Source organism: Vibrio sp. NFR (assembly GCF_027587095.1).
Lineage (GTDB): Bacteria > Pseudomonadota > Gammaproteobacteria > Enterobacterales > Vibrionaceae > Vibrio > Vibrio harveyi.
On the sequence record NZ_JAPPTN010000004.1, the window covers coordinates 192262 to 205093 of the forward strand.

Sequence of the window (12832 nt, forward strand, 5' to 3'; positions counted from 1 at the left end):
ACCTTGCGTTGTTTTCCTTGCTCTCGAATCAATGACAACGCTCTGAACCCTGCATCTTGAAGTCACTTGGGTATAACAATAAAATCCACAACAAATAAAAAGGGCTCCTTGCTCGGAGCCCTTTTTTGTCTTAATTTCGATTATGCTGTGCGGTAGCGTTTCAATACTTCACCAAGTGAGACAGACGCTTGCGTTAACGCAGCAACCCCACTTGTTGATTGTTCTGCTACTTCTCTGATCGTATTAGATTGAGAACGAATGTCTGACAGTTCAGATGCAATGTCGTTTGCTACTGCGCTTTGTTCTTCTGCAGAGGTTGAGATTTGAATACTCATATCCATCAGTGAACGTGCTGAGTCAGCAATTGCTGTTACATCACCACCGATTTCATCAATCAGTTGGCTACTAGTTTGCGCTTGTTGAACGGTACGATCTGTAATAGAAGCAATGTTTTGGCTCTCGACCTGGAGCTTCTCAATCATAGCTTGAATTTCAACCGTTGCCTGTTGGGTGCGACTTGCAAGTGTTCGAACCTCATCAGCAACCACAGCGAAGCCACGACCTTGTTCGCCAGCGCGAGCCGCTTCAATGGCTGCATTTAGTGCGAGTAGGTTGGTTTGCTCAGAGATCGCATTGATGGTGGTGATAACGTCGTTAATTTGCGTTGTGTTTTCGTTCAAGCTGCCAACAGAAGCTGACGCTTGCTCAATGTAGCTCGATAAAGTTTCAATTTCGGTGATAACACTCTGTACGCGGTTACGACTGTTCTCAATCTGTTGCGCATCTTGGTCTGATTGAAGCGTTGCTTGCTGAGAAACACTCGATACTTCTTTGGCTGATGCTGTCATTTCTTCCATTGCCGTCGCAACAGAATCTAATGTCTGGTATTGATGTGCGATTTGCGTTTCGCTTAGCTTCATATCTTGTTCGAAGGAAGCCGATGTTTCGCTTAGGGTATTTGCGTTATCTTTTACGCTGTTTACTAGCTCGGTCAGAGTCTCCATTGACTTATCGAGCGCACAACCGATAGTGCCGAACTCATCGCGCCCTGGATGAAAACCTAATCGTGACGTTAAATCGCCGTCGCCAATCTTTTCAGTTGTTGTGTACAACACCCACAAAGCACCACCAATAAAGGTTGCTACCCAATAAGAGAATAGGGCGAACGGTACAGCCCAAAGTAAGCTTAGAAGGAACGTAGTTAAAGCCCCTGACTTCGCTTGTTGATATTGGCTAGATAAGTTTTCAGTGAGTTGAATAGCTTGACCTGATTTTAATGAAGAATAAACGGTCACCGTACCGTTTTCAAACTTCGCATCGTTGACCGAGCTTACGTTCACAACGCCATTGATGCTGCGTAGGCTATCTGGTTGTGATTCGACCACACCCGAAAGCCGAGCTTGCGCAGCAATGATCGACTGCTGCTCAAATTGTTGAATGTCATTGAAATAGCGGCTGCCTGCCACTGAAGTTAAAGTCACTAGGAACAGAAGGAAAATGACCCACATTTTGTCGTTGATAGACATTTTGATAAACAATCTGTCTATCGTTCTAAACTCAACTTCTCTCATTTATAGCTCCATTTGAGATGAAAACGGTGTTGAACAAACTTATAGTTATATCGAAACAAAATATGCGCGGCTTATCAGCAAAATATGTAACAAGTGGCTAATCGATTTCAAAATATGAGATCTGAAGCCACCTATAACGGTACATCATATCCATTAATGACAGAAAACTAATTAAAATCTGACAATTGCATGCATATGAAATGGTAGTGCTTTGACGTTGGTGTCTGGTTTTTTGAGAATATTGACCGCAAACGTTTACTTATGATTTCTGTCATAGCTTTCCAAAACTTTACTTTTCGCTGTCATGAATGTGTCATATAAAGGCTATAAAAAGGAGTTGCTGTCATCGATAAAGAAGAAGTTATGGCAGTAGAATCGAAGCATGAATGCTTCAGGAGATGTAACACAAAGGAGGTCACAATGAGCGACCAATACCAAAACGACGAATGCCTAGAGATGCTTGATGCACTCGAAATCGGTATTATCTTGTCGGACTACATTGGCTCAGAAGAAGAAGCCGAATAAGTACAATTAGTACTCTCACCGCGTCACTACAGACGTTATACTAAGTTCATGTAAGACGAGCCAAAAGGCCACTCACAGCGTCTAATGAACTTTCTAGCCCACCTGCATATTGCAGATCACTGTAATAGCCATTTAATGGGAAACTTGCTTGGAGATTTCGTAAAGGGAGATCCAAGCAAGCAATATCAAGCTGATATTTCCAATGGTATTAAACTCCATCGTTTTGTGGATCGTATCACCGATCACCACGCTATTGTCGAAGAATGCAAACCACACTTTACTAGCGTTGCACGACGCTTTGCACCTATCGCTCTTGATATGTTTTGGGACCACTGTTTAGCCAAGCATTGGCATTCTTTTAGCGAGCAATCTTTAGATTCCTTTGTTCAATATGCTTATCTTCAAGTGAATGAACAAATATCAGAACAACTTCCTCCACGATTTTTGTTGTTACATAGTCGTATGTGGAGTGGTGGTTGGTTGCAGTCTTATCAATACTTAGAAAACATCGAATTTGCCCTTCATCGGATGTCGCAAAGAACGCCGCGTATGGCAGACCTCACGACGACGTTTGAGGTTCTGGATAATGAATATGAACAATTGGAAGGGAAGTTTGCTGCGCTGTATCGAGATGTGTTGAGTCAATCTGCTGAGTATCATCAACAGCTAATTAATTCATAACGCATTGACTGCTAAAGGTAGTATGCCCAAAGGCGCTCTGGTAAACTCTGCGCTCCAAAAATTAAGAGGTTTATCATGTCCGTTAATTTCGCTGATCTTGGCATTGAACAACCGTTGGTTGAGACCCTAGGTGGTTTGAATATTGTTACGCCGACTCCTGTTCAGGAAAAATCGATTCCACACGTACTGGAAGGTAAAGATCTGCTTGCTGCTGCACAAACCGGTACAGGTAAGACAGCGGCATTTGGCTTGCCAATCATCCAGACTGTTCAGCAACAGAAACGTAATGGCACGCCGCAAGCACTGATTCTCGTGCCGACTCGAGAACTGGCTCAGCAAGTGATGGACAACCTCACGCAATACTCAGCAAATACTGATCTTAAAATAGTGTGTGTTTACGGTGGCACGAGTATTGGCGTACAAAAGAAAAAGCTTGAAGAGGGCGCAGACATCCTTATCGCAACACCGGGGCGCCTACTTGACCATTTGTTTAATGGCAACGTAAACATTTCTAAAACAGGCATCCTTGTTTTGGATGAAGCGGATCGTATGTTGGATATGGGTTTTTGGCCTGATCTGCAACGTATCCTTCGTCGTTTACCACAAACGAAACAGACGATGCTTTTCTCAGCGACGTTTGAGAAGCGCATTAAAACCATTGCTTACAAATTGATGGATTCTCCGGTCGAAGTGGAAGTATCACCAGCAAATACGACGGCAGAAACAGTGAAACAAATGGTTTACCCAGTCGATAAGAAGCGTAAACGCGAACTGCTAGCGTACTTAATTGGTTCACGTAACTGGCAGCAGGTATTGGTATTCACCAAGACTAAGCAAGGCAGTGACGAATTGGCTAAAGAGCTTAAACTGGATGGCATTAAAGCGGTTTCTATCAATGGAGATAAATCTCAAGGTGCTCGTCAGCGTGCGCTTGACGAGTTCAAAGAAGGTAAAGTACGTGCGTTAATTGCAACTGATGTTGCCGCTCGCGGTTTAGATATTCAACAACTTGAGCAAGTCGTTAACTTCGATATGCCATTTAAGGCGGAAGACTACGTTCACCGTATTGGTCGTACGGGACGTGCGGGTAAATCTGGTCTTGCGGTTTCTTTGATGAGTCGTGATGAAGAGTATCTATTGCACGCCATTGAAAACCTGCTTGACCAACGCTTACCGCAAGAGTGGTTAGAAGGCTTTGAACCAAGCTTAATAGAAGAAATTGAACCTGAGCGTAATAGTGGTGGTCGTCGTAAGAGTCGTTCTGCTGAAAAACGTAAGATGAAGGCAAAACTGGCAATCCATAAAAACCGCGGAAAAAACCGAAAATAAAAAGGTGATTGCGATTATCAATAACCTTGATTACGCAGTCTTTGCTTCTTGGTACGCTTCAAGCGTTTGAGGCATCGCTAATAAGTAGCCTTGATACATATCGAAACCGAGTTTTTTCATTAAGTTAAGTTGATGCTCGGTTTCAATTCCTTCAATAACGGTTTTTGAGTTCACATCTCTCGCTAGCGAGAGTGCTTCCATCAAACACGAAAAGTCGCCATTTTCGTACCTCAATAGCAACGATCGATCTATTTTTATGATGCTCGGTTTTACGCATCTAACGCGCTCAATCGTTGAGGCATCAATTCCGTAATCATCAATGGCAAGCATATAGCCATTATCACTGAGCTCTTTCGTAGCTTTGTAGAGGAAGTTTTCATCACTTGCATCAAGTTCAACTAACTCCATGACGATTTGCTTTCGGCGCAAGCCGGCTTCGATGATGGATTGATTTAGCAAATTACTATAAGACACGTCTTTTGCCAGCATCTCAGCTGCTTTTGGTAAGACATTTAAGAACAGCTTTTTATTGCTAAACTTGGACTGACCGAAATTGCTGATGTGAATGAGTCGACTTAAGCGCTCAACATTGATTTGATCTTCACTGGAGATGCTCGTTGAGTGGAAGAATTGGTCTGGTCTAATCATGAGCCCATCTTGATTGCTGATACGTACCAGCGCCTCAAGACCGATGATAGAAAGATCTTTCTGATAGATGGGTTGAAATACGCTTCTCAACGTCAGTTGCTTATATTGTGCGACGTATTGTCCATCTAATTGTTTTGAAATGCAGCCCAGTAGCTGCGAGATACTCATCATTATTGTTTGTAACCTAGACCAAGATACTTTCACTGATGCCTAACTGATTGTTGTGCATCTAGTTTTACTTCAGTAAGTCGAATCTAATTGTGCTGAAGGGGTCAAGGCAAGAGAGTTAGCTTGTATTGAATGGAAATATCGATCAGCCTCAAACAAATAGATGAATAGGCTGATAATCTACCTGTTGCAATTTGATGTTACCACTGTAAAACCGCGTACAGTTGAAGGTACTTTCTGACCAGTTGTTGCTTGTTTGAGCGGCGCAAAGGATGTCCAAATTTAATGTAGCAAGGGCTGATACCAAAGCGCGTATCCAGGGAATGGGTAAGCTGTGACTCGCTGGTAAACAATGTGATGCCTTGCTCGGTATATTCATTAATTGGCTCAGGTAGCTCACCCATCCACCAATGTAATAACTCTCGACTGGTTTTACTACGGCTGATCCAATGATCGCTCACCAAAAATAGTAAGTCATTCGGCTGTAATGCATAGCCGTACTCACTTTGCCATTCAGTGATAGAAGAAAGTAGGTTTTCGCGGCATGAATTGCCTGCACTGACCATATGATGGCTTAATACCCAGACCGTACCAATTTCAGATGAGATGCGATAATGGTGAGGTAAATCTGGGGCATCAAGTACTTCAATTGGTTTGATGATACTACTGTAACCAAAGTGACGAAATGTGTGCTCCATACGTCGTGTAAATGCAAGACCGAGATGGTGTTCACTCATACCTTGGTTATGTACCGCAGGATAATGCTTCTCACACAGTTTGAGACAATCGTCCTGAAAATCATTGACACTTTGAATGACTAAGTCGAGTAGCAAAGAATATCCCTTAACGGTTAACAATATGAACGGCGAAAGGTTAGCATAGTCCTTTTAGGATAGACTAATTTAGATAGGCAACTTCTTGATCTAAACATCAAAATTGAGAATAGAGTTCCGTAGGTAAAATATGATCAAACTAGAAAGAGCACAAAAAGAAACATTGGCGACAGCCATTCAAGATTACATGCAGGACGAACTGAGCCTTGAAATCGGGCAATTTGACAGCGAATTTTTGATTGATTTCATCACAGAAAAACTCGCACCGATCTATTACAACAAAGGGATTGAAGATGCAAAAACAGTAATTGAACGGCGTATGTTAGAAATGAGCGATGAACTGTATGAAATAGAACAAGAAGTTCAGATCTAAGTTTACGTTTTACAAACGATTTTAAGTTCCTTCAAATTTTTCGAACAAGATGTTTTAACAAGCAATATTGGTTAGATGTAAAGGATGGTAAATAATCTGTTTCATACAAGGTAAATAAGTTAATGTTGTGTTTCTTGCTCAACATCAACTTAGGAACATATCTAGGAACGTGAGATGGAAACACTGGTAAAGAACTACAACCTACCTGCACGATTTATGCATTGGTTATCAGCACTTTGCATCATCGGTTTGTTTGCTGTGGGTTTGTGGATGGTCGACCTTAGCTACTACAGCGAATGGTATCGTACGGCGCCACATTATCACCGCTCTGTGGGCATTCTATTGGCAATACTTACTTTGGCTCGCATCGTGTGGAAACATGTGACGGCGTCACCAAAAGTAGAAGGTAAACCTTATGAAGTGGCTGCAGCAAAGGCGGCACATGGTGTGATGTACTTATTGCTCATCACTATCTTTATTTCAGGTTACCTCATCTCAACATCTGATGGTCGCGGTATCGAAGTTTTTAATTGGTTTACGGTACCAGGCGCAGGGGAGTTATTTCCCGGTCAATCAGATATTGCGGGTGAAATTCACTTCTATGCAGCTTGGGCTGTAATCCTAATGGCTGGTATGCATGCCGCTGCTGCACTAAAACATCACTTTATCGATAAAGACAACACATTAAGAAAAATGTTAGGAGCTTCAAAATGAAAAAGTCACTTTTCGCTACAGGACTAGCAATCGCTATGGCACTACCGTTTGGTGCTAACGCTGCAGATTACGTTATCGATACGAAAGGCGCTCACGCATCTATTAACTTTAAAGTAAGCCACTTAGGTTACAGTTTCATCAAAGGTCGTTTTAATACATTTTCTGGTGACTTTTCTTTTGATGAAAACAACATTGCTGATTCGAAAGTAAACGTAGTGGTTGATACAACTAGCCTTGATTCAAACCATGCAGAGCGTGATAAACACATCCGTAGCGGTGATTTCATCGATGCAGGTAAATACAGCGAAGCTACGTTTAAGAGTACAAAAGTTGTAGACAAAGGCAACGGTAAGCTAGATGTAACAGGTGACCTCACTCTTCACGGTGTCACTAAGCCAATCACAATCGAAGCAGAATTTGTTGGCGCGGGTAACGATCCATGGGGTGGTGAGCGTGCGGGCTTCATTGGTCAAACCCGTCTTGAGCTTGCTGATTTCGAAATCCCTGTAATGGGCTCATCGAGCTACGTTGATATGGAATTGCACATCGAAGGTATTAAGAAGTAATTTCTTGCTCTTGTGTGTATAAATAAAGAAAGCGCTCTAAATAGAGCGCTTTTTTATTGGTGCCAACTTTTGTTGTTAGTTGTTAGTTGTTAGTTGTTAGTTGTTAGTTGCTGGTTGTAATAGTTTTATGCTGTTTCTAGAACGTTATCTTCAACTAGGTTTAGACGCTCGCCATATACCGGACGAAGAGCTTTAAGAACTTCACTACGTGTCACCACGCCAACCATCAGACCGTTTTCTAGTACAGGCAGCACTTGAGGCTTGCTTACTTTGATACTTTTCGCGCGTTCTTCTAAAGAAAGAGAGGTAAAGCGAGTCGCCATGCCCATGCTCGTCGTTGGGTAAAGTTGTTCTTTATCGATACATAAGAACTCAACAACGTCGACTAAGCGGTCATTTGCATCAATTGCTACTACGTCACGGCTCATCAAATCGACAACTTTTTGTTCTTGAGCTGGGATGTAATCTTGGCACCATAATTCAACCATTACGTCGTGTGCTGAGAAGAAACCAACCAAACGGTTTTCAATGTCAACAACAGGAGCACTGATTAGATTGTTGTCCAACAGGGTATCTAGTGCAGTTGATACTGGCATTTCTACGCTCAGAGTAACTGGGCTCGGGTTCATGATCTCTTTTACAATCGATGCGTTTTTCATAGTGCGTTCCTTAACTGACGTGAGTGTTGTAGTGTTTGTAATTGATGCAACTTTTGCTGCTTTAAGTTCTGGTCGACGGTAAATGCACCAGTTAGCTAAACCAACCAATACTGCACCACCAACGATATTGCCTAGAGTCACTGGAATTAGGTTTGCAGTGATGAAGTGACCGACATTCAAATCTGCATATTGAGAAGCTGGTACACCAACCGCAGTCCAGAAAGATTCCGGTGCGAAGTTTGCGATAACGATACCTAGCGGTACCATGAACATGTTTGCCACACAGTGCTCAAAACCACTGCTAACGAACATCGCGACTGGCATGATGGTCATTGCTGCTTTGGTCATAGCGTTTGCCGAGCTGAATGTCAGCCAGATTGCAAGACAAACCAATAAGTTACATAAAATGCCTAATGCAAAAGCTTGTACCAATGTATGGTGTAGTTTGTGCTGTGCGATGTTGAGTGCGTTTAAGCCCCATTGACCTGCATCCATTTGGTACAAGCCCGCCGCACTTACCAATGCAAGTAAAAACATTGCACCGATGAAGTTACCTACATAAACCTTGCCCCAAATCGACAACATTTTGCCGAATGAGATTTGTTTGTTTGCCCATGAGATGCTCGAAAGCACTGAACTGGTAAACAACTCACCACCGCAAATGACGATGAGTATCAAACCCATACTGAATGCTAAACCACCTGCAAGACGGCTAAGACCCCAACCTGCATCCGCACTACCTGTTGTCACTGTGATGTAGAACAAGAATGCTAAACCTATGAATGCGCCTGCCATAATTGCCAAACCCAGTGTCATGCCGCTGGTTTTGTTTGCTTTACTAAGTGCAAACTTCTCAGCTTCAGCCATCATTTCTTTTGGAGAGAAATACTGGATATTTTGAGAGCTGGTCACCGCCATAATGACTCCTTAGTCTGTGGTTCCATATGAACTCCTTGGTTAATGAAATCGAGACGTTTTCTGTACTCGAAAGAGAAGGTGTTATTGTTTTTTGTTGCGGTGTTCCCGAACCGCATATCGAGATTAAGCAGGTCAGGGCTACAGGTAAAATTGATAATATTTAGAATCCTCATCAAATTATTTGATAAGTTCTTAAAGGCAGGTAAAATGAACCTCATTGCGTATCGACGCATGTATTTTGGGGTTGCGAGAGTATGGGGAATACTCGCCAATTAGGGAGGACACTTTGCGCTACTCACTTAAGCAATTAGCGGTTTTTGACGCTGTTGCAGATACCGGCAGTGTAAGCCAGGCCGCGGATAAACTGGCTCTGACACAATCGGCGACGAGCATGTCGCTTGCTCAGTTGGAAAAAATGCTTGGTAGACCTTTATTTGAAAGGCAAGGCAAACAAATGGCTTTAACACATTGGGGGATGTGGTTAAGACCAAAAGCAAAGCGTTTACTGCAAGACGCGCTACAAATTGAAATGGGTTTTTACGAGCAACACTTGTTGAGTGGGCACATTCGATTAGGCGCGAGTCAAACACCTGCAGAACACCTAGTTCCTGACCTTATCAGTATCATTGATAATGATTTTCCAGAGATGCGTATCTCCTTAGGCGTACAGAGTACTCAGGCCGTCATCGATGGAGTCTTGGATTACAAATACGATCTGGGCGTGATTGAAGGTCGCTGTGACGATAACCGTTTACACCAAGAGATTTGGTGTCGAGACCATCTTACTGTAGTCGCAGCGTCCCACCATCCATTTGCGCGTAACTCATCAGTGAGCTTAGCTCAACTTGAACAAGCGAAATGGGTGTTGCGAGAACATGGTTCTGGTACTCGCAAGATTTTTGATAGTTCGATTCACCATCTTATTGAAGATTTGGACGTGTGGCGTGAATACGAACACGTTCCAGTTCTAAGAAGCTTGGTATCCAATGGTCAGTATTTGACGTGCCTGCCTTATCTTGATGTAGAACGTTACATTGAAGCTGGTGATTTGGTTGCGCTGAACGTACCTGATCTGAAGATGGATCGAACATTATCGTTTATATGGCGTGCTGATATGGCGGAAAACCCATTGGTTGACTGCATCAAACGTGAAGGCTTACGCATGATGAAAGGCAAACCTTCAGTGCTTTAAGCGATATTCGAAACAAAATGATCGCATCTTAGTAAAGGCTCTGCATTGTGCAGGGCCTTTTTTGTCATCTATTGCTTATTTCGCCCAATTTATTGTGATTTTGTTATTTTCGAAATCTGTTGATTTATCGGTTGCGTCAAATTTAACGTGTAAAACATGCAACGTTATAGGATGTTAATGCGATCTTGATCACCGAAGTCAATGAGGGATGTGCCTAGTATTGACTGCCTGATTTCAATGTATGAAGGCAGTTTTCGAACCAAGTGGTACGAAACTAGTCAAGCGGGTAAGAATACCATGACCACACTTTTAGCAATTTCAATTACAACTGGCATTCTCTCTGGCGTATGGGGCTGGATCGCTATCTCCCTTGGTCTGTTGTCTTGGGCAGGCTTTCTTGGCTGTACAAGTTACTTTGCATCCCCGACAAGTGGCTTAAAAGGGCTAGCAGAAAGTTTGATCACCAATATGACAGGCGTATTTTGGGCGTTGGTAATCATTTACGGTTCAACTTACGTAGGTGTAGAGATTATCGGTTATGTAATTACTGCTGTAGTTGCGTTCTTTATGTGTATTCAAGCGAAACAAGCTTGGCTAGCGTACATCCCTGGCACTTTCATTGGCTCATGCGCCACTTTTGCTGCAGACGGCAATTGGCAACTTGTAGTGCCATCGCTGATTTTAGGTGGCGTGTTTGGCTACTTAATGAAAGCAACAGGACTTTGGTTACATGCGAAATCAGCCGCTACTTCTTCGCTCGCTGAGCAAGTACAGTAGTGAACCCCCGATCTTATTTGTATCCGCTGTGTGTTGAGACTTATCCCGCTCAATACAGTTAATCAAAATTACTGATTCTTGATACAAGCACACCAGGTTGGTGTGCTTTTTTTATTTATACGCTTGTTAGGTGTTTCCGTTTGCCATGGTAACGACACGTTTCAACGTCCAGCGCAGTAACACAGGGATGCAATCTACACCTCGTTCCTCACAATGAGCGACAATCGCTAAGGCGAGATCGGGTTTTGCTTGTTTCTTCAGAACGCGATTTACGACTTTCTTTGCTGGGATTGGGTGCTCATGAGGAACTTTGATAATGTCCTTAAAGAAAAGTTCGAAACCATTGTTATAGAGAAAATGCTCGATGTCTCTGTCAGGTAATTCCGTTAAGCGATGGCGTTCTTGGTCGTTATCCAAATGCGCTCTTACTGTATGAGCGTATTTCTTACCCGCAGGATCTCCGTCAGTGACGACGTGCCAATCTATCCCAAATTCTTTGGCGACTTTGATCAGAGACTTCAACCCAGACTGGGCAAATTCAACGATTTGTACGCCTTCTGCCGCTAAGTCATACCCGCATTGACGTGCCAGTTCGTTAAATAACCAAACTTCTGTTTCACCCTCAACCAATAGCCAGCAACGAGCAAATAGGGCACCAGCACGATGAAAACGAATGTGGAAGCCAATCCGACGGAGTTGGTCGACACTAAAGCGGTTTGTGTTGAGTGACTTTGCAATGGTTCGATCTGACAAACGAACTAATCGACGAATCGATGCCAACGGTACAGAGCCGAGTAAACGGGCACTGTTTGTGGTGAGAATCTTCTGCATCGGAAGCAGTTGCAACAAGCTCCAAGCGCGGGATAGATGAGTAGGATGTAAACGACCTTCTGGATCTTCAATGATCAAGATGGGACGTGCACAACGTCTTAAGTCTGTCGGGCCTTTGGCTTGTAGGTACGCGTTTAACAATCCCATAAGTAGTAAGCGAGTTTGCTTGTTATTCGTCTCTTTCAAAAACTGCGATAACCCTTTTTCAGCAGAAGGGCTGGCATAGAACAGACCGTCTCGCGGTTTTCTCGGGTGACCTTTCTTCACGCTTCGGAATGCAAAATAGTGCTCGACTAACGTGTGCATTGAATCAAGACTGCTGCGAACTTCACCTTTGTTCACATGACCAGGCATAGCAAACAGGCGACGGCAGGTATTATTAATGCGTTTTTCTATACGAGCATTTTTGTTGTCACCATTAATGTGATTGGGTTCGGGGAAACGGCGTGAGTCGCGTAATCGGATTACTGGGTGAAGGGTCATCAGTTCAATTGCGAGTTTCTCTGCATGATGCAGTTGCTTCGCTTCGCCATCACAGTCCAAGAATGCGTACTTGGTTGTGATGTGGTGACCATCTCTACTGGCACTTAAACGGTAATAAATGACGTGTTCGTTGTCTTCGTTGATGCACCATGTAGGTTTAATGCGACGATAACGTCCAGCATTCACTTCTTGTTTATCTTGAGATTTAAAACAGAGTACGATTTGAAGATGCTGTGTTTGTGGGTGCGAGATGGAATAGTCGACGTGGAAGTCCGTCATTTCAAATTGATAGAGAGAGCCATCTGCAGGTAAGGCGAGAGACAGGGCGTCGAGTAGGGAGGATTTACCCCAAGTGTTCTCACCGATTAAGGTCGTCAGTTCGTCAAAAGAGAGTGAAAGGCGTTTAATGCCTCTAAACCCAGAGATTTCGATGCGTTCTAGTCTCATCTCACTCCTCCTTGCAATTATTTGAATTATCGAGAGTTCTTTTGCTCCTCATAAGCATATATGAAATTGATCATGGCAAGTTAAGCTCAGTTCACAAATTTAAGAGCATTCATCCTA

12 protein-coding genes are annotated in these 12832 nt (G+C 43.1%); 7 read left to right on the forward strand and 5 right to left on the reverse strand.

Annotated elements, in window-relative coordinates; all coding sequences use genetic code 11:
- Nucleotides 1–140: 140 nt before the first annotated feature.
- Nucleotides 141–1571 (reverse strand): methyl-accepting chemotaxis protein, encoded by a 1431-nt coding sequence (locus OH463_RS09600; protein WP_269991142.1) that lies wholly within the window; start codon nucleotides 1569–1571, stop codon nucleotides 141–143.
- A 609-nt stretch (nucleotides 1572–2180) separates the two neighbouring features.
- Here OH463_RS09600 and OH463_RS09605 point away from each other — a divergent pair.
- Complete coding sequence (locus tag OH463_RS09605) at nucleotides 2181–2777, forward strand: acyl carrier protein phosphodiesterase (protein WP_269991144.1); 597 nt, start codon at nucleotides 2181–2183, stop codon at nucleotides 2775–2777.
- Nucleotides 2778–2852: 75 nt separating this feature from the next.
- Nucleotides 2853–4106 carry a DEAD/DEAH box helicase gene (locus OH463_RS09610; RefSeq protein WP_017819590.1) on the forward strand — a complete coding sequence of 418 codons (1254 nt, stop codon included), beginning with the start codon at nucleotides 2853–2855 and terminating at the stop codon, nucleotides 4104–4106.
- Between the two features lie 30 nt (nucleotides 4107–4136).
- Here the strand turns inward: OH463_RS09610 and OH463_RS09615 are convergent, their stop codons facing one another.
- Together OH463_RS09615 and OH463_RS09620 are read right to left on the reverse strand one after the other, a co-directional pair.
- Complete coding sequence (locus tag OH463_RS09615) at nucleotides 4137–4925, reverse strand: EAL domain-containing protein (RefSeq protein ID WP_269991146.1); 789 nt, start codon at nucleotides 4923–4925, stop codon at nucleotides 4137–4139.
- 197 nt (nucleotides 4926–5122) lie between these two features.
- A complete protein-coding gene (locus OH463_RS09620; RefSeq protein WP_050937648.1) occupies nucleotides 5123–5755 on the reverse strand; it encodes a hypothetical protein in 633 nt (210 codons plus the stop codon).
- A 130-nt stretch (nucleotides 5756–5885) separates the two neighbouring features.
- On the opposite strand from OH463_RS09620, the gene OH463_RS09625 reads away from it, so the two are divergent.
- The 3 genes from OH463_RS09625 to OH463_RS09635 all read left to right on the forward strand — a co-directional run bounded on the left by OH463_RS09625 (nucleotide 5886) and on the right by OH463_RS09635 (nucleotide 7408).
- Nucleotides 5886–6128 (forward strand): DUF2164 domain-containing protein, encoded by a 243-nt coding sequence (locus tag OH463_RS09625; protein ID WP_009696700.1) that lies wholly within the window; start codon nucleotides 5886–5888, stop codon nucleotides 6126–6128.
- A gap of 174 nt (nucleotides 6129–6302) precedes the next feature.
- Nucleotides 6303–6842 carry a cytochrome b gene (locus tag OH463_RS09630; protein ID WP_017819592.1) on the forward strand — a complete coding sequence of 180 codons (540 nt, stop codon included), beginning with the start codon at nucleotides 6303–6305 and terminating at the stop codon, nucleotides 6840–6842.
- Entirely contained in the window at nucleotides 6839–7408 is a 570-nt protein-coding gene (locus OH463_RS09635; RefSeq protein WP_005451734.1) for a YceI family protein, read from the forward strand. The genes OH463_RS09630 and OH463_RS09635 overlap by 4 nt, the downstream gene beginning before the upstream one ends.
- Before the next feature lie 125 nt (nucleotides 7409–7533).
- Here the strand turns inward: OH463_RS09635 and focA are convergent, their stop codons facing one another.
- Complete coding sequence (gene focA / locus OH463_RS09640; RefSeq protein ID WP_005451736.1) at nucleotides 7534–8985, reverse strand: formate transporter FocA; 1452 nt, start codon at nucleotides 8983–8985, stop codon at nucleotides 7534–7536.
- Between the two features lie 286 nt (nucleotides 8986–9271).
- Here focA and OH463_RS09645 point away from each other — a divergent pair, with 286 nt between their 5' ends.
- The gene (locus tag OH463_RS09645) at nucleotides 9272–10177 is read left to right on the forward strand and encodes a LysR substrate-binding domain-containing protein (RefSeq protein ID WP_005441888.1); all 906 of its coding nucleotides are present in this window, start codon (nucleotides 9272–9274) and stop codon (nucleotides 10175–10177) included.
- A gap of 297 nt (nucleotides 10178–10474) precedes the next feature.
- Nucleotides 10475–10954 (forward strand): DUF1097 domain-containing protein, encoded by a 480-nt coding sequence (locus OH463_RS09650; protein ID WP_005451739.1) that lies wholly within the window; start codon nucleotides 10475–10477, stop codon nucleotides 10952–10954.
- 126 nt (nucleotides 10955–11080) lie between these two features.
- Here the strand turns inward: OH463_RS09650 and OH463_RS09655 are convergent, their stop codons facing one another.
- A complete protein-coding gene (locus OH463_RS09655; protein ID WP_005451741.1) occupies nucleotides 11081–12715 on the reverse strand; it encodes a DUF2813 domain-containing protein in 1635 nt (544 codons plus the stop codon).
- Between the last annotated feature and the right edge of the window lie 117 nt (nucleotides 12716–12832).

Coding starts and splice junctions, on each gene's coding strand:
- OH463_RS09655 (WP_005451741.1), bottom strand. CDS start 12,715: ATGAGACTAGAACGCATCGAAATCTCTGGGTTTAGAGGCATTAAACGC.
- OH463_RS09600 (WP_269991142.1), bottom strand. CDS start 1,571: ATGAGAGAAGTTGAGTTTAGAACGATAGACAGATTGTTTATCAAAATG.
- focA (WP_005451736.1), bottom strand. CDS start 8,985: ATGGCGGTGACCAGCTCTCAAAATATCCAGTATTTCTCTCCAAAAGAA.
- OH463_RS09630 (WP_017819592.1), top strand. CDS start 6,303: ATGGAAACACTGGTAAAGAACTACAACCTACCTGCACGATTTATGCAT.
- OH463_RS09610 (WP_017819590.1), top strand. CDS start 2,853: ATGTCCGTTAATTTCGCTGATCTTGGCATTGAACAACCGTTGGTTGAG.
- OH463_RS09650 (WP_005451739.1), top strand. CDS start 10,475: ATGACCACACTTTTAGCAATTTCAATTACAACTGGCATTCTCTCTGGC.
- OH463_RS09635 (WP_005451734.1), top strand. CDS start 6,839: ATGAAAAAGTCACTTTTCGCTACAGGACTAGCAATCGCTATGGCACTA.
- OH463_RS09625 (WP_009696700.1), top strand. CDS start 5,886: ATGATCAAACTAGAAAGAGCACAAAAAGAAACATTGGCGACAGCCATT.
- OH463_RS09615 (WP_269991146.1), bottom strand. CDS start 4,925: ATGATGAGTATCTCGCAGCTACTGGGCTGCATTTCAAAACAATTAGAT.
- OH463_RS09605 (WP_269991144.1), top strand. CDS start 2,181: ATGAACTTTCTAGCCCACCTGCATATTGCAGATCACTGTAATAGCCAT.